Source organism: Pseudomonas sp. H3_C08, from assembly GCF_054669455.1.
In genome coordinates, this window is record NZ_CP162803.1 from 5,706,314 (window position 1) to 5,723,314 (window position 17,001).

General features: G+C 60.2%; 11 protein-coding genes. 8 read left to right on the forward strand and 3 right to left on the reverse strand.

The genetic code is table 11. The annotated features are described in order from the left end of the window. Window positions 1-8: 8 nt before the first annotated feature. The 7 genes from pilQ to hemE all read left to right on the forward strand — a co-directional run bounded on the left by pilQ (window position 9) and on the right by hemE (window position 13,031). The gene (gene pilQ, locus AB4N74_RS26060) at window positions 9-2,087 is read left to right on the forward strand and encodes a type IV pilus secretin PilQ (RefSeq protein ID WP_460097662.1); all 2,079 of its coding nucleotides are present in this window, start codon (window positions 9-11) and stop codon (window positions 2,085-2,087) included. 4 nt (window positions 2,088-2,091) lie between these two features. Beyond that, on the forward strand, window positions 2,092-2,610 hold the full coding sequence (aroK, locus tag AB4N74_RS26065; protein WP_011332081.1) for a shikimate kinase AroK: 519 nt from the start codon (window positions 2,092-2,094) through the stop codon (window positions 2,608-2,610). Between the two features lie 152 nt (window positions 2,611-2,762). Next, on the forward strand, window positions 2,763-3,863 hold the full coding sequence (gene aroB, locus AB4N74_RS26070; RefSeq protein WP_460097664.1) for a 3-dehydroquinate synthase: 1,101 nt from the start codon (window positions 2,763-2,765) through the stop codon (window positions 3,861-3,863). Window positions 3,864-3,873: 10 nt separating this feature from the next. Next, on the forward strand, window positions 3,874-5,463 hold the full coding sequence (locus tag AB4N74_RS26075) for an AAA family ATPase (RefSeq protein WP_116255735.1): 1,590 nt from the start codon (window positions 3,874-3,876) through the stop codon (window positions 5,461-5,463). Window positions 5,464-5,813: 350 nt separating this feature from the next. Beyond that, window positions 5,814-10,259 carry a glutamate synthase large subunit gene (gene gltB, locus AB4N74_RS26080; protein WP_460097666.1) on the forward strand — a complete coding sequence of 1,482 codons (4,446 nt, stop codon included), beginning with the start codon at window positions 5,814-5,816 and terminating at the stop codon, window positions 10,257-10,259. 33 nt (window positions 10,260-10,292) lie between these two features. Then, window positions 10,293-11,711 carry an FAD-dependent oxidoreductase gene (locus AB4N74_RS26085; RefSeq protein WP_007909438.1) on the forward strand — a complete coding sequence of 473 codons (1,419 nt, stop codon included), beginning with the start codon at window positions 10,293-10,295 and terminating at the stop codon, window positions 11,709-11,711. Between the two features lie 252 nt (window positions 11,712-11,963). After that, window positions 11,964-13,031: a uroporphyrinogen decarboxylase gene (gene hemE / locus AB4N74_RS26090; RefSeq protein ID WP_093430084.1), complete on the forward strand. Its 1,068-nt coding sequence runs from the start codon at window positions 11,964-11,966 to the stop codon at window positions 13,029-13,031. A gap of 177 nt (window positions 13,032-13,208) precedes the next feature. Here hemE and AB4N74_RS26095 read toward each other — a convergent pair whose 3' ends face one another. Continuing rightward, entirely contained in the window at window positions 13,209-14,483 is a 1,275-nt protein-coding gene (locus tag AB4N74_RS26095; protein WP_093430085.1) for an MFS transporter, read from the reverse strand. Window positions 14,484-14,601: 118 nt separating this feature from the next. Here AB4N74_RS26095 and AB4N74_RS26100 point away from each other — a divergent pair, with 118 nt between their 5' ends. Further along, window positions 14,602-15,504, forward strand: a complete 903-nt coding sequence (locus tag AB4N74_RS26100) for a LysR family transcriptional regulator (protein ID WP_016983863.1) — start codon at window positions 14,602-14,604, stop codon at window positions 15,502-15,504. Between the two features lie 104 nt (window positions 15,505-15,608). Here AB4N74_RS26100 and AB4N74_RS26105 read toward each other — a convergent pair whose 3' ends face one another. Together AB4N74_RS26105 and AB4N74_RS26110 are read right to left on the reverse strand one after the other, a co-directional pair. Next, entirely contained in the window at window positions 15,609-16,046 is a 438-nt protein-coding gene (locus tag AB4N74_RS26105; protein WP_320413786.1) for an excinuclease, read from the reverse strand. 151 nt (window positions 16,047-16,197) lie between these two features. Continuing rightward, complete coding sequence (locus AB4N74_RS26110) at window positions 16,198-17,001, reverse strand: hypothetical protein (protein ID WP_093430088.1); 804 nt, start codon at window positions 16,999-17,001, stop codon at window positions 16,198-16,200.

Consider the following 17,001-nt stretch of genomic DNA (forward strand, 5'->3'; position numbering starts at 1 on the left):
GTCGAACAATGAACAGGATTTTCTCCACCCTCGGTTTTTCGCTATGGATAGCGCTGATGTCGCCGATGGTACTCGCGGTCAATCTGAAGATGCTGGACGTGGCGGCGTTGCCGGGTGATCGCGTCGAGCTGAAGTTGTCGTTCGACGGCCCGCCGCCACAACCCAAGGGCTACACCACCGAATCGCCGGCGCGGATTGCCCTGGACCTGCCCGGTGTCGCCAGTCAGTTGGCCAGCAAGAACCTCGATCTGGGCAGTGGCAATGCGCGCACCGCTACTGTGGTTGAGGCCAAGGAACGCACGCGGCTGATTGTCAGCCTGACGCAATTGGCGCCGTACACCACGCGGGTTGAGGGCAATAACCTGTTCGTGGTGGTCGGTCAGGGCGCACCGGCAGATGCGTCGCGCCCTGCAGCCGCTGCGCCCCGCACTACGGCTAAAGCGGCCGCACCCGCCAAGGCCTTTGTGCCGAAAAGCCGGGCGATTCGCGGTGTGGACTTCCAGCGTGGTACGGCGGGGGAAGGCAATGTGGTCATCGACCTGTCCGACCCGACCATCGCCCCGGATATCCAGGAGCATGACGGCAAGATCATCCTCACCTTCGCGCGCACGCAGTTGCCGGACAAGTTGCGGGTACGCCTCGACGTCAAGGATTTCGCCACCCCGGTGCAGTTCGTCAATGCCGGAGTAACCGCTGATCGCACAGTCATTACCGTTGAACCCAGTGGCACCTACGAGTACTCCACCTTCCAGACCGACAACAAACTGACCGTCAGCATCCGCCCGATGACCGTCGATGACCTGCAAAAACGCAACGCTGACCGTCAGGCGTACGTCGGCGAAAAGCTCTCGCTGAACTTCCAGGACATTGATGTGCGCTCGGTGCTGCAACTGATCGCCGACTTCACCAACCTCAATCTGGTTGCCAGCGACACGGTGCAGGGTGGCATCACCTTGCGCCTGCAAAATGTGCCGTGGGATCAGGCCCTGGATCTGGTGTTGAAAACCAAGGGCCTGGATAAGCGCAAGATCGGCAATGTGCTGCTGGTGGCGCCGGCCGATGAAATCGCTGCCCGCGAGCGTCAGGAACTGGAGTCGCAGAAGCAGATCGCCGAACTGGCGCCGTTGCGCCGCGAGCTGCTACAGGTGAACTACGCCAAAGCCGCGGACATCGCCAAGCTGTTCCAGTCGGTGACCAGTGCCGAGGCGAAAATCGACGAGCGCGGTTCGATTACCGTCGACGAGCGCACCAACAACATCATTGCCTACCAGACTCAGGATCGCCTCGACGAACTGCGGCGGATCGTGGCGCAACTGGATATTCCGGTGCGTCAGGTGATGATCGAAGCGCGGATTGTCGAGGCCAACGTCGATTACGACAAAAGTCTGGGCGTGCGCTGGGGCGGCTCGATCCAGAACAAGGGCAACTGGAACGCTTCCGGGGTCAACGGTTCATCGACCACCATTGGTACGCCGGGCAGTACCAGCACCAATTCGCCGTTCGTCGACATGGGCACTGTGGGTAATACATCGGGGATCGGCATTGCCTTCATTACCGACAATGTCCTGCTTGATCTTGAGCTGACTGCCATGGAGAAGACCGGCAACGGCGAAATCGTCTCGCAGCCGAAGGTGGTCACCTCCGACAAGGAAACCGCAAAAATCCTCAAAGGCACCGAGATTCCGTATCAGGAAGCCAGCTCCAGCGGCGCGACGTCGGTGTCGTTCAAGGAGGCCTCGCTGTCGCTGGAAGTCACCCCGCAGATCACCCCGGACAACCGCATCATCATGGAGGTCAAGGTCACCAAGGACGAACCGGATTACCTGAACAAAGTGCAGGATGTGCCGCCGATCAAGAAAAACGAGGTCAACGCCAAGGTGCTGGTCAATGACGGCGAAACCATCGTGATTGGCGGTGTTTTCTCAAATACTCAAAGCAAGGTCGTAGATAAGGTGCCATTTCTTGGCGATGTGCCGTATCTTGGCCGCCTTTTCCGGCGTGATGTGGTATCGGAGAAAAAATCCGAGCTGCTGGTATTTCTCACACCACGTATCATGAATAACCAGGCGATTGCTGTGAGTCGTTGATTCTGTGCGAAATTTGATTCTTGTAGGACCGATGGGTGCTGGCAAAAGCACCATCGGCCGGTTACTGGCCAAAGAGCTGCGCCTGCCGTTCAAAGATTCCGACAAGGAAATTGAATTGCGCACGGGCGCCAATATCCCGTGGATCTTCGACAAGGAAGGCGAGCCCGGCTTTCGTGACCGTGAGCAGGCGATGATCGCCGAGCTGTGCGCGTTCGATGGCGTGGTGCTGGCGACCGGCGGTGGCGCAGTCATGCGCGATGCCAATCGCAAGGCCCTGCATGAGGGTGGGCGAGTGGTGTATCTGCACGCCTCTGTGGAGCAGCAGGTCGGCCGCACGTCGCGCGATCGCAACCGGCCGTTGCTGCGAACTGCCAATCCGGAAAAAACCCTGCGTGACCTGCTGGCGATCCGCGATCCGCTTTATCGGGAAATTGCCGATCTGGTGGTGGAAACCGACGAGCGGCCGCCACGTATGGTGGTGCTCGACATTCTCGATCGTCTGGCGCAGCTTCCTCCCCGTTAAAGCAGCGCTCGAAATGCGCTATCCTCGGCGTCCTGTCACAGTCCGCCGAGGTTGTGGCGGATGGCGTGCAAGCGGCGTCATACCCGCTATAGGCCGCAGATAACCAATAATTCAGGGCAGGACGCCTGCTTCCATCTTCACTGTGGGGACACATGCAGACACTCAAGGTCGATCTAGGCGAGCGCAGCTACCCGATTCATATTGGCGAAGGTTTGTTGGATCAGCCCGAGCTGCTGGCTCCGCATATCCATGGGCGGCAGGTGGCAATCATCTCCAACGAGACCGTTGCGCCGCTCTATCTTGAACGTCTGACCCGCAGCCTGGCGCAGTTCTCGGTGATCTCCGTTGTGTTGCCGGACGGCGAAGCCTTCAAGAACTGGGAAACCTTGCAACTGATCTTCGACGGTCTGCTGACTGACCGTCATGACCGCCGCACCACCGTGATCGCCCTCGGCGGCGGTGTGATCGGCGACATGGCCGGTTTTGCCGCAGCCTGTTACCAGCGCGGCGTCGACTTCATCCAGATTCCGACGACATTGCTGTCCCAGGTCGATTCTTCGGTGGGCGGCAAGACCGGTATCAACCATCCACTAGGCAAGAACATGGTCGGCGCGTTCTACCAGCCGAACGTGGTGCTGATCGATACGGCGTCCCTGAAAACCCTGCCAGAGCGCGAGCTGTCTGCCGGTCTGGCCGAAGTCATCAAGTATGGGCTGATCTGCGACGAGCCATTCCTGACCTGGCTCGAAGAAAACGTCGATGCCCTGCGTGCGCTGGACCAGAAAGCCCTGACTTACGCGATCGAGCGCTCTTGCGCGGCCAAGGCTGCGGTGGTTGGCGCCGATGAGAAAGAAACCGGGGTACGTGCCACGCTCAACCTCGGCCACACTTTCGGCCACGCCATCGAGACCCACATGGGCTATGGTGTCTGGTTGCACGGGGAAGCGGTCGCGGCTGGCACCGTGATGGCGCTGGAGATGTCCGCGCGTCTGGGCTGGATCAGTGACGAGGAGCGTGATCGCGGTATTCGTCTGTTCCAGCGCGCCGGCTTGCCAGTGGTGCCGCCGACTGAAATGACCGAAGCCGATTTTCTTCAACACATGGCAATCGACAAAAAAGTGATCGACGGTCGTCTGCGCCTGGTGCTGCTGCGCCGGATGGGCGAAGCGGTAGTGACCGACGATTATCCGAAAGAGGTTCTACAGGCCACGCTGGGAGCGGATTACCGCGCCCTGGCTCAGCTTAAAGGTTGAAAAGATTCCAATGACTAGTTTGCATGCCGACGAGGCGTTCCTCGGCCATTTCCAGTTAAGTCACGACCCGTTCGCGCCACGCGTGCCGGGCTTCAAGTTCTTCCCGGCTCAGCGCAAACCGGTGCTGGGTCAACTGCATCATCTGGCGCGTTACAGCCAGTTGCTGCTGGTGGTCACCGGCCCGCAAGGCAGTGGCAAGACCTTGCTGCGTCAGGCGCTGGTCGCCAGCACCAACAAGCAGTCGGTGCAGAGTGTGGTGGTTTCCGCCCGTGGCGCCGGTGATGCTGCCGGTGTGTTGCGCCAGGTGGCGCAGGCGCTGAACGTCGCTCAGGCCGAAGTTGGCGCGATTCTCGATCAAGTGGTGCAACTCGCACTGACCGGCCAGGAAGTCTATCTGTTGGTGGACGACGCTGAGCAGCTCGACGAGTCCGCTCTCGAAGCGCTGATGGCGCTGGGTGCCGGCGCACCGGAAGGTCGCCCGCATGTGTTCCTGTTCGGTGAATCGTCGCTGATCGCTCAGCTCGAGGCGTTGCACCTTGAGGAAGAGCGTTTCCACGTCATCGAGCTGCAGCCGTACACCGAAGAAGAGACCCGCGAATATCTCGACCAACGGCTCGAAGGTGCCGGCCGGGGTGTCGAACTTTTCAGCGCGGATCAGATCTCTGATATTCACGAAAGTGCCGAGGGTTGGCCGGGCAATATCAACCAGGTCGCTCGCGATGCTCTGATCGAAGTCATGATTGCCAGCCGCTCTGCGGTCAAGCGTCCAAGTATGGGGTTCAACATGCCGAAGAAACACGTATTGGCGATTTCCGCCGTCGTTGTGGTCGCGGTCGCCGCCGCCTGGTTGATGCCGGGTCGCAACAAGGCGCCAACCACCGGCGCTCCTGCCAATGAACAGGCACAGTTGCCTTTGGGGCAGGGTGCCAATGGCGGCGCACCGAACGTCGAGTTCGCCGGCAATACGCAACCGATGCCGTTGCCGCTGGTCGGTAACTCGCAACCGGTCATGCGCGGCCCGCTGGCTGAAGCCGCTGGCGGTATTACCGAAGGCGACGATGGCGTGCCGCTGGAAGGTTCCAGTGCGACTCCGCCGACCGTGACCACTTCCGCGCCACCGGCGGGCGTTCCTGCCGGTCCCGCGCCGACACCGGTTCCGTTGCCGGCCGCCAAACCGACTCCTGCTCCTGCTCAGGTTGCCACCGCCAAGCCTGCTCCGGCCGCGCCAGTCGCCAAACCGGCCCCAGCGCCGGCCAAGCCAGTCGCCGCTGCAAAACCGGCCGAGAAGCCGGTGACCGTTGCCAAAGCCGCCGGTGGCAGCTGGTATGCCGGTCAGCCGACCGGCAACTACGTGGTGCAGATCCTCGGCACCAGCTCTGAAGCGGCAGCGCAAAACTTCGTCAAAGAGCAGGGCGGTGAGTACCGTTATTTCAAGAAAGTCCTCAACGGCAAACCGCTTTACGTGATCACCTACGGCAACTTCGCCAATCGTGATGCAGCCGTTTCTGCCATCAAGGCCTTGCCAGCGAAGGTTCAGGCTGGTAAACCTTGGCCTCGCACTGTCGCCAGCGTCCAACAGGAACTGGCAACAACTCGCTGAAGATTCGGCGGCCTTACCCAGGCCGCCTCTCCAAGCACCTCAAAATTTCTACGAGTGCGCGCCGCCTTCTCAGGTCGCGTGCCTTGTGGTGTCTGCGTCACAGTAGTCTTTGAGTCGTTGCGGTCAAAATTAAAAAAGTTTTGACTAGCACAGCAGATCGCTTTAAACCTTTCACAAATGCGACATGAATTTGCGACATTTCGTCGTCAAATTTGTGAGCCTCTGTGTCGCTGTGTACAATGACCACCCTTTTGCCCCCGCGAAGCCGGCGTACGTTCGGCGCAGGATGCAAGTGGTTGAATTGAAAAGAAATTTGCCTCGAAAAGAGGCAGCCTGGTGAGAAAGTGTCTATGAAAGCAGGTCTGTACCAACCAGATGAATTCAAGGATAACTGCGGTTTCGGCCTGATAGCCCATATGCAGGGCGAGCCCAGTCATACCCTTTTGCAAACGGCCATCGAGGCCCTGACCTGCATGACCCACCGCGGTGGGATTAATGCCGACGGCAAGACCGGTGACGGTTGCGGTCTGCTGATTCAAAAACCTGATGCGTTCCTGCGCGCCATTGCCCAGGAAACCTTCAGCGTCGAGCTGCCCAAGCAATACGCGGTGGGCATGGTCTTCTTCAACCAGGATCCGGCCAAAGCCGAAGCCGCTCGCGAGAACATGAACCGCGAGATCCTCGCTGAAGGCCTGCAACTGATCGGCTGGCGCAAAGTGCCGATCGACACCAGCGTCCTCGGCCGCCTGGCCCTTGAGCGTCTGCCGCAAATCGAGCAGGTGTACATCGGCGGCGAAGGCCTGAGTGATCAGGACATGGCCGTGAAGCTGTTCAGTGCGCGTCGTCGTTCGTCGGTGGCCAACGCGGTCGACTCCGACCACTACATCTGCAGCTTTTCGCACAAGACCATCATCTATAAAGGCCTGATGATGCCGGCCGATCTGGCCGCGTTCTATCCAGACCTGAGCGACGAGCGCCTGCAAACCGCGATCTGCGTGTTCCACCAGCGCTTCTCCACCAACACCCTGCCGAAATGGCCGCTGGCCCAGCCATTCCGCTTCCTCGCCCACAACGGCGAGATCAACACCATCACCGGTAACCGTAACTGGGCACAGGCCCGTCGGACCAAGTTCAGCAACGATCTGATGGATCTGGAAGAACTCGGCCCGCTGGTCAACCGTGTCGGTTCCGACTCCTCGAGCATGGACAACATGCTCGAGCTGATGGTCACCGGTGGCATCGACCTGTTCCGTGGTGTGCGGATGATCATTCCGCCAGCGTGGCAGAACGTTGAAACCATGGACCCGGATCTGCGTGCGTTCTACGAGTACAACTCGATGCACATGGAACCGTGGGACGGCCCGGCCGGCGTGGTCATGACCGACGGTCGCTACGCGGTGTGCCTGCTCGACCGTAACGGTCTGCGTCCGGCACGCTGGGTCACCACCACCAACGGTTTCATCACCCTCGCCTCGGAAATCGGCGTGTGGGACTACAAACCGGAAGACGTGATTGCCAAAGGCCGTGTCGGCCCAGGTCAGATCTTCGCCGTGGACACCGAAACCGGGCAGATCCTCGACACCGATGCGATCGACAACCGTCTGAAATCCCGTCATCCGTACAAGCAATGGCTGCGCAAGAATGCCCTGCGCATCCAGGCGACCATGGAAGACAACGACCACGGTTCGGCGTTTTACGACGTTGATCAGCTCAAGCAATACATGAAGATGTATCAGGTCACGTTCGAAGAGCGCGATCAGGTCCTGCGTCCGCTCGGCGAGCAAGGCTACGAAGCCGTTGGCTCGATGGGCGATGACACGCCGATGGCCGTGCTCTCGCAGCGTGTGCGCACGCCGTACGACTATTTCCGCCAGCAGTTCGCGCAGGTCACCAACCCGCCGATCGATCCGCTGCGTGAAGCGATCGTGATGTCGCTGGAAATCTGCCTCGGTGCCGAGCGCAACATTTTCCAGGAGTCGCCGGAACACGCTTCGCGCGTGATCCTCAGCTCGCCGGTGATCTCGCCGGCCAAGTGGCGCTCGCTGATGAACCTCGACCGCCCGGGTTTCGAGCGGCAGATCATCGACCTCAACTACGACGAAAGCGTTGGCCTCGAAGCGGCGATCCGCAACGTTGCCGATCAGGCTGAGGAAGCCGTGCGCGCCGGGCGGACTCAGATCGTTCTGAGCGACCGCCATATTGCCCCGGGCAAACTGCCAATCCACGCATCCCTGGCGACCGGTGCCGTGCACCACCGCCTGACCGAAAAAGGCCTGCGCTGCGATTCCAACATTCTCGTTGAAACCGCAACCGCCCGTGACCCGCATCACTTTGCGGTGCTGATCGGCTTCGGCGCCTCGGCGGTCTATCCGTTCCTGGCCTATGAAGTGCTGGGCGACCTGATCCGTACCGGTGAAGTGCTGGGCGACCTCTACGAGGTGTTCAAGAACTACCGCAAAGGCATCACCAAAGGTCTGCTGAAAATTCTGTCGAAGATGGGCATCTCGACCATCGCCTCGTACCGTGGTGCGCAGCTGTTCGAAGCCATCGGCCTGTCCGAAGAAGTCTGCGACCTGAGCTTCCGTGGCGTGCCGAGCCGCATCAAAGGTGCGCGTTTCGTCGACATCGAAGCCGAGCAGAAAGCGCTCGCCACCGAAGCCTGGAGTCCGCGCAAGCCGATCCAGCAGGGCGGTCTGCTGAAGTTCGTCCACGGTGGCGAATACCACGCCTACAACCCGGACGTGGTCAACACCCTGCAAGCTGCCGTGCAGCAGGGCGACTACGCCAAGTTCAAGGAATACACCTCGCTGGTGGACAACCGTCCGGTGTCGATGATTCGCGACCTGTTCAAGGTCAAGACCCTCGACAAGCCGCTGGACATCAGTGAAATCGAACCACTGGAATCGGTGCTCAAGCGCTTCGACTCCGCCGGTATCTCGCTGGGCGCCTTGTCGCCGGAAGCTCACGAAGCCCTGGCCGAAGCCATGAACCGCCTCGGTGCGCGTTCCAACTCCGGCGAAGGTGGTGAAGATCCGGCGCGTTACGGCACCATCAAGAGCTCGAAAATCAAGCAAGTCGCGACTGGCCGTTTCGGGGTAACCCCGGAATACCTGGTCAACGCTGAAGTGCTGCAGATCAAGGTCGCGCAAGGCGCCAAGCCGGGCGAGGGCGGGCAACTGCCGGGCGGTAAAGTGAACGGGCTGATCGCCAAACTGCGTTATGCAGTGCCGGGCGTGACCTTGATTTCGCCGCCGCCGCACCACGACATCTATTCGATCGAAGACTTGTCGCAGCTGATTTTTGACCTGAAGCAGGTCAACCCGAAAGCACTGGTTTCGGTCAAATTGGTAGCCGAAGCAGGCGTCGGCACCATCGCCGCCGGTGTGGCCAAGGCCTATGCGGACTTGATCACCATCTCCGGCTACGACGGTGGCACCGGTGCTTCGCCGCTGACTTCGATCAAATACGCCGGCGCACCGTGGGAACTCGGCCTCGCTGAAACCCACCAGACCCTGCGCGGTAATGACCTGCGCGGCAAGGTCCGGGTGCAGACCGACGGCGGCCTGAAAACCGGCCTCGACGTGATCAAGGCAGCGATTCTCGGCGCCGAAAGCTTCGGCTTCGGTACTGCGCCGATGATCGCGCTGGGCTGCAAATACCTGCGTATCTGCCACCTGAACAACTGCGCCACCGGCGTCGCGACGCAGAACGAGAAGCTGCGCAAGGATCACTACATCGGTACCGTCGATATGGTGGTGAATTTCTTCACCTACGTCGCCGAAGAAACCCGTGAGTGGCTGGCCAAGCTCGGCGTGCGCTCCCTCGAAGAGCTGATCGGTCGTACCGATCTGCTGGAAGTCCTCGAAGGCCAGACCGCCAAGCAAAACCACCTGGACCTGACGCCGCTGTTGGGCAGCGATCACATCCCGGCAGACAAACCGCAGTTCTGCGGTGTTGAGCGCAACCCGCCGTTCGACCAAGGTTTGCTGGCCGAGAAAATGGTCGAGATGGCTTCGTCGGCGATCAACGACATGAGCGGCGCCGAGTTCGATCTGGACATCTGCAACTGCGACCGTTCGATCGGCGCGCGGATCTCCGGCGAAATCGCCCGCAAGCATGGCAACCAAGGGATGGCGAAAGCGCCGATCACCTTCCGCTTCAAGGGCACGGCGGGTCAGAGCTTCGGCGTGTGGAACGCTGGCGGTCTGAACATGTACCTCGAAGGCGACGCCAACGACTACGTCGGCAAAGGCATGACCGGTGGCAAGCTGACCATCGTGCCGCCGAAGGGCAGCGTTTACAAAACTCAGGAAAGCGCCATCATCGGCAACACCTGCCTGTACGGCGCCACGGGCGGCAAGCTGTTCGCCGCCGGCACCGCAGGCGAGCGTTTCGCCGTGCGTAACTCCGGTGCCCACACGGTTGTGGAAGGCACTGGCGATCACTGCTGTGAGTACATGACCGGTGGTTTCGTCTGCGTTCTGGGCAAGACCGGTTACAACTTTGGCTCTGGCATGACCGGTGGTTTCGCCTACGTGCTCGATCAGGACAACACCTTCGTTGACCGGGTCAACCACGAACTGGTGGAAATCCAGCGGATCAGCGGCGAGGCGATGGAAGCCTATCGCAGCCACCTGCAAAACGTGCTGAACGAGTACGTCGCGGAAACCGACAGCGAGTGGGGTCGTGAACTCGCCGAAAACCTCGATGACTACCTGCGCCGTTTCTGGCTGGTCAAGCCCAAGGCTGCCAACCTGAAGTCGTTGCTTTCCAGCACTCGTGCCAACCCGCAGTGATATGCGCCTGAAGAGTTTGATGAGGTTTTAACAATGGCTGAACGTCTGAATAACGACTTCCAGTTCATCGATGTCGGGCGCAAAGATCCGAAGAAGAAACTGTTGCGTCAACGCAAGAAAGAGTTCGTCGAAATCTACGAACCGTTCAAACCCCAGCAGTCGGCCGATCAGGCCCACCGCTGCCTGGGTTGCGGCAACCCGTATTGCGAATGGAAGTGCCCGGTGCACAACTTCATTCCCAACTGGCTGAAGCTGGTGGCCGAAGGCAACATTCTTCAGGCCGCCGAGCTGTCGCACCAGACCAACACCCTGCCGGAAGTCTGCGGCCGGGTGTGTCCGCAGGATCGTCTGTGCGAGGGTGCCTGCACCCTTAACGACGGTTTCGGCGCGGTGACCATCGGTTCGGTCGAGAAGTACATCACCGACACCGCGTTCGCCATGGGCTGGCGCCCGGACATGTCCAAGGTCAAACCGACCGGCAAACGTGTCGCCATCATCGGCGCGGGCCCGGCGGGTCTGGGTTGTGCCGACGTGCTGGTACGCGGCGGCGTGACCCCGGTGGTGTTCGACAAGAACCCGGAAATCGGCGGTCTGCTGACCTTCGGCATCCCCGAGTTCAAGCTGGAAAAGACCGTGCTGAGCAATCGTCGCGAAGTCTTCACCGGCATGGGCATCGAGTTCCGTCTGAATACCGAAGTCGGCAAAGACGTGACCATGGAACAACTGCTCGCCGAATACGATGCGGTGTTCATGGGCATGGGCACCTACACCTACATGAAGGGCGGTTTTGCCGGTGAGGATCTGCCGGGCGTTTATGACGCGCTGGACTTCCTGATCGCTAACGTCAATCGCAACCTGGGCTTTGAAAAGTCGCCGGAAGATTTCGTCGACATGAAAGGCAAGAAGGTTGTGGTACTCGGCGGCGGCGACACGGCGATGGACTGCAACCGCACGTCGATCCGTCAGGGTGCCAAGTCGGTGACCTGTGCCTATCGTCGTGACGAAGCGAACATGCCCGGCTCGCGCAAAGAGGTGAAGAACGCCAAGGAAGAAGGCGTGAAATTCCTCTACAACCGCCAGCCGATCGCTATCGTCGGTGAGGACAAGGTCGAAGGCGTGAAAGTGGTCGAGACCCGTCTCGGCGAACCGGACGCCCGTGGCCGTCGCAGCCCTGAGCCGATCCCGGGTTCCGAAGAGATCATCCCGGCTGACGCTGTGGTTATCGCTTTCGGCTTCCGCCCGAGCCCGGCGCCGTGGTTCGAACAGTTCGAAATCCAGACCGACAGCCAGGGCCGCGTTGTTGCGCCTGAGCAAGGTCAGTACAAGCACCAGACCAGCAACCCGAAAATCTTCGCCGGTGGCGACATGGTGCGCGGTTCCGACCTGGTGGTGACGGCGATCTTCGAAGGCCGCAACGCCGCCGAAGGGATCCTCGATTACCTGGGCGTCTGATCCCGGCTCCTGAGCCAAAGCAACACCCCTGTGGGAGCGAGCTTGCTCGCGAAAGCGGTCTGTCAGCCAACTGTAATGTTGGATGTGCCGGCCCTTTCGCGAGCAGGCTCGCTCCCACAGTTGTTTCTCGGTGTTGCTGATAACGCGTTTCCAGCGCAATAAATTGACCCGATAGACAAAAGGCTGACCTGCATCCGTGCCTTTTGCGTCGCGCTCTGAGAAAATGCCCGCACTTTTTTTCCGGATGCCGACATGACTGCCCTGAAGAACGACCGTTTCCTCCGCGCCCTGCTCAAGCAACCCGTAGACGTCACCCCGGTGTGGATGATGCGTCAGGCCGGTCGCTACCTGCCTGAGTACCGCGCCAGCCGCGCCCAGGCCGGTGATTTCATGAGCCTGTGCATGAATCCGGAATTCGCCTGCGAAGTCACCATGCAACCGCTTGACCGCTATCCACAACTGGACGCGGCGATCCTGTTTTCCGACATCCTCACCATCCCTGATGCCATGGGCCAAGGCCTGTACTTCGAGACCGGTGAAGGCCCGCGCTTCAAAAAAGTCGTCAGCAGCCTGGCTGACATCGAGGCCCTGCCGATCCCAGATCCGCACAAAGACCTCGGCTATGTGATGGACGCGGTCAGCACCATTCGTCGCGAACTCAACGGTCGCGTGCCGCTGATCGGTTTCTCCGGCAGCCCGTGGACCCTGGCGACCTATATGGTCGAAGGCGGCTCGTCAAAAGACTTCCGCAAGACCAAAGCCATGCTCTACGACAACCCACAAGCCATGCACCTGCTGCTGGATAAACTGGCGCAATCGGTGACCGCGTACCTCAACGGCCAGATCATGGCCGGTGCACAAGCGGTGCAGATTTTCGACACCTGGGGCGGCAACCTGTCGGCGGCGGCGTATCAGGAGTTCTCGCTGGCCTACATGAAGAAAATCGTCAGCGGCCTGATCCGCGAACACGACGGTCGCAAGGTGCCGGTGATCCTCTTCACCAAAAACGGCGGCCTGTGGCTGGAAAGCATCGCCGAGGCTGGTGCCGACGCACTGGGCCTGGACTGGACCTGCGACATCGGCAACGCCCGCGCCCGTGTTGGTGACAAGGTCGCCTTGCAAGGCAACATGGACCCAACCGTGCTCTACGCAAAACCGGAAGCGATCCGCACTGAAGTCGGGCGCATTCTGGCCAGCTATGGCAAGGGCAGTGGCCATGTGTTCAACCTCGGTCACGGCATCACGCCTGAGGTTGATCCGGAGCATGCGGGCGCCTTCCTGCGCGCGGTGCATGAGCTGTCGGCGCAGTATCACGAGTGATCGCCACACCATAAAAAACGCCCGGCTAAATGCCGGGCGTTTTTGTTTCCACGATTCAACGTTGTACGCAGATCAATTGTAGGAGTGAGCCTGCTCGCGATAGCGGTGGATCAGCAAACTTTGCATCAACTGACAAAACGCCTTCTCGAGCAGGCTCGCTCCCACATGGGTTTTGTCTCAGGCCTTAACACCCTGCAACGGCGGCAACTTCGCCAGTTTCAACGCCACCAACAGCGCGATCAGCAACAGCGCACCAATAAACAGACCAATCCCGTTCCACCCGCCGAGATGCCAGAACACTCCGCCCGCCGTCCCGGCAATGCTCGACCCGGCGTAATAACTGAACAGGTACAACGACGACGCCTGTCCCTTGGCCTTGGTCGCGCGACGGCCGATCCAGCTGCTCGCCACCGAATGCGCGCCAAAGAAGCCAAAGGTGAAAATCAGCATGCCAACGATCACCAGCAACAGTGGCGTAAACATCGTCAAGGCAAGGCCGGCAAACATCAGCGCAATGGTCGCCCACAACACTTTGCGTCGCCCCAGTTTGTCTGCCAGCGAGCCAATCTTCGCCGAGCTGTAGATCCCCGACAGATACACCACCGACAGCAAGCCCACGAACACCTGATCGAGGTTGTACGGTGCGGCCAGCAAGCGATAGCCGATGTAGTTGAACAGCGTGACGAACGCGCCCATCAGCACGAACGCCTCAAGAAACAGCAGCGGCAGACCGGCATCACGAAAGTGCATGGTGAAACCGTCGAGCAAACTGCGTGGGTGCAGTGAGCGCGAACGGAAGTTGCGCGACTCCGGAAGGATCTTCCAGAACACCGCTGCGGCAATCATCGCCAGACCGCCGATCACCAGCATCGCCGTGTGCCAGCTGACAAAGTCGATCAGTACTCCGGTGATCAAGCGCCCGCTCATCCCGCCAATCGCGTTGCCGCCGATGTACAACCCCATCGCCAGGCCGATGTGCTGTGGATGAATCTCTTCGCTCAGATAAGTCATTGCCACCGCCGCCAGCCCGCTCAGTGATAGCCCGATCAGCGCACGCATGATCAGCACGCCTTCCCAGCTCGGCATCATCGCGCTGGCCATGGTGCACAGCGCTGCTGCGAACAGCGCAGTCACCATCACCGGTTTGCGCCCGACCCGATCGGAAATCGGCCCGGTGATCAGCAGGCCGATGGCGAGCATGCCGGTGGCCACCGAGAGGATCAGGCTGCTCTGCGCGGCGTTGATTCCGTATTCTTGGGACAACAGCGGCATCATTGGCTGCACGCAATACAGCAGGGCAAACGTCGCAAAACCGCCGCTGAACAGCGCCAGCACCGTGCGCATGAACATCGGCGTGCCTTTTTCGATGTAGATCTCTTGCAGCTCGGCGACGACATCGTCCGCAGCGGCGGGCGGGACTTCATGGGCAAGGGGCGCGACAGCAGTTTTCACTTCAGACCTCGGAGGGCACGGCCAGGCAGGCAATGAAAAAATCATATAGCTGGCTAATGTTTCTATCCAATATATTGTTCGACCTGTTTGATAGTTTTAACGACCTAATGAGGTTTCCATGGAATTGCGTCATCTGCGCTACTTCATCGCCGTTGCCGAAGAGCTGCATTTTGGCCGTGCCGCACAAGTGCTGGGGATTTCTCAGCCACCGCTGAGCCAGCAGATTCAGGCGCTGGAGCAAGAGGTTGGCGCGCGACTGTTCGAACGGACCAATCGTCGGGTCGAGCTGAGTGAGGCGGGACGATTGTTTCTGGAGGAGGCGCGGTTGGTGCTGGCGCAGGTTGATAAAGCGGCGGATGTTGCCCGACGTGCGCAACTCGGTGAGCTGGGTGAGTTGAAGATTGGCTTCACCTCGTCGGCACCGTTCAACTCGACCATTCCCCAGGCAATTTTTTCCTTTCGCCAGCGTTTTCCGGCGGTGCACCTCAATCTGCGGGAGATGAGCAGCACGCAAGTCGCCGAGGGTTTGGTGGATGAGTCGATAGAGGTGGGCATCATGCGCCCGCTGGGTTTGCCGGATTCGCTCAGCGTGGTCGAGTTGATGCGCGAGCCGTTGGTTGCGGTGCTCGGTTCCAAGCATCCACTGGCCCAGGGATCGGAGGAGGGCTTGTTCCTCTCGGCGCTGGCGCTGGAGCCGTTCGTGTTCTTTCCGCGCAGCTACGGCAGCGGGCTGTATGCACAATTGCTAAGCCTGGCGCGCGATGCCGGGTTCAGCCCGCACTTCGCCCAAGAGGCGGGGGAAGCCATGACCATCATCGGTCTGGTCGCAGCGGGGCTTGGAGTTTCGGTACTGCCGGCGTCTTATCAGCGGATGCGCATCGACGGCGTGGTCTATCGCCCGTTGCTCGATCCGGAGGCGGTGTCGGCGGTGTGGCTGGTGCAGCGCAAGGATCAGAAATCGCCGATGGCCAAGGCATTTGTCGACCTGCTCACGCGCAAAGTCGAACCTTCAAAGGCGTGATTGCTGCGCAATCAAATCGCGAGCAGGCTCACTCCCACAGGGGAACGCATTCCAAGGTGGGGGCGAGCCTGCTCGCGAAGACGTCCGCTCAATCAACACAATGTTCAGGGCAACCGCACCAAATCCCCCTTCAACGCCACCCGCGTGACAAAAATCCCCGCCCGACACTCGTACGTATTCAAATCCTTGCGCACATGCTGGTCGTAATAACTGACGATATTGACCACCGCATTCGCCCCGACCCGCTTGGCATCGGCTTGCAACTTGATCAGATTCGACTGCAACACCCACTCGCAGGAATCGTGATCACTCTTGTTGAATCCGTTGGTCTTCAAATCACTGACCACTCCGCTGCGCAGCAACTGCTGAGTCCCCTGCGGCCCATTTCCGAGCAGATAGAACTTCACACTGCCATCCAGCCGCCCGGCGCGAATCGCGTCCGACAGCACGGTTTCGAAGGGCATATACATGAGATTGGTGGCGTGGCTGGCGCTGGGCAGTAGCGCGAAAAGCGCAGCGGCGATCAGGGCTTTCACTTGCATGGTCATCTCCTTGACGGTGAAAGAGAACCGCGAGTGCATGACTGATGGCTCGCCGTTCGACCAGGCGCGGTGCGACGGCCTGTCAGGACGAGTGTAGATGCTGAAACGAGCAGGGCGCCGAATGGCGCCCTTAGTCGTTTCTACAATCCCATCAATCCACGTGCGCCAAATCTCCGCGCAACGCCACGCTCGACACCACCAGCCCGGCACGGCACTGGAATTTTTCGGTGTCCTTGTACAGGTCGCGCTGGTCGACGCTGGCGATGTTGATCACCGCATTGGCGTCAGCTTTTTTCGCAGCGTTCTGCAGGGTGGCCAAGGCCGATTGCAGGGCCCAGAAGCAGGCGTCTTCGTCGGATTTGTTCGAGCCGTTGGTCTTGCGGCTGCTGCTCACGGTGTCGAGTTTGCGCACTTGCTTGGGCAGCGTTTCGCCGGCCAGGTAGAACTTCACGCTGCCGTCGAGCAGGCCGGCGTCGGTGGCGCGTTTGACGCCTTCGCGAAAGCTCAGGTAAGTCGGCTCGTCGGCGCCCTGTTTGATGATGCCCAAGCTGTTGACGGCTTCGATGTCCGGGTTGATCGACAGCTCTTTGAGCACGTTGTCGCGCAGGCGATTGACCCAGCGGTTGTAGTTGCCGTGGATCTTGCCGTCCTTGGCATCGAGGCCGTAGCTGCTGCGGTAGTCGATTTCGAACGAAGTCGGGGTGAACGGAATATCGACTTCGGCGTGATGGCGACCGCGTACGGTGATCGCCGCTTTGATCATGCCCGGACGCACCGATTGCACGACCCACTGGCGATCGTTCAGCGCAGTGACGATGGCGCGGCTCATCTGTTGCTGGGTGAAGCCGAGGTTGGGCGAGAACTCTTCTTTGGCGTTGTAAACCGGTTTGCTGGTGCAACCGCCGAGCACAAAAGCCAGTGCCAACAGAGCGGCGATGCGGTGAAACTGAGTCAT

Coding starts and splice junctions, on each gene's coding strand:
- AB4N74_RS26075 (WP_116255735.1), top strand. CDS start 3,874: ATGACTAGTTTGCATGCCGACGAGGCGTTCCTCGGCCATTTCCAGTTA.
- hemE (WP_093430084.1), top strand. CDS start 11,964: ATGACTGCCCTGAAGAACGACCGTTTCCTCCGCGCCCTGCTCAAGCAA.
- AB4N74_RS26085 (WP_007909438.1), top strand. CDS start 10,293: ATGGCTGAACGTCTGAATAACGACTTCCAGTTCATCGATGTCGGGCGC.
- AB4N74_RS26100 (WP_016983863.1), top strand. CDS start 14,602: ATGGAATTGCGTCATCTGCGCTACTTCATCGCCGTTGCCGAAGAGCTG.
- AB4N74_RS26110 (WP_093430088.1), bottom strand. CDS start 17,001: ATGACTCAGTTTCACCGCATCGCCGCTCTGTTGGCACTGGCTTTTGTG.
- AB4N74_RS26105 (WP_320413786.1), bottom strand. CDS start 16,046: ATGCAAGTGAAAGCCCTGATCGCCGCTGCGCTTTTCGCGCTACTGCCC.
- aroB (WP_460097664.1), top strand. CDS start 2,763: ATGCAGACACTCAAGGTCGATCTAGGCGAGCGCAGCTACCCGATTCAT.
- gltB (WP_460097666.1), top strand. CDS start 5,814: ATGAAAGCAGGTCTGTACCAACCAGATGAATTCAAGGATAACTGCGGT.
- pilQ (WP_460097662.1), top strand. CDS start 9: ATGAACAGGATTTTCTCCACCCTCGGTTTTTCGCTATGGATAGCGCTG.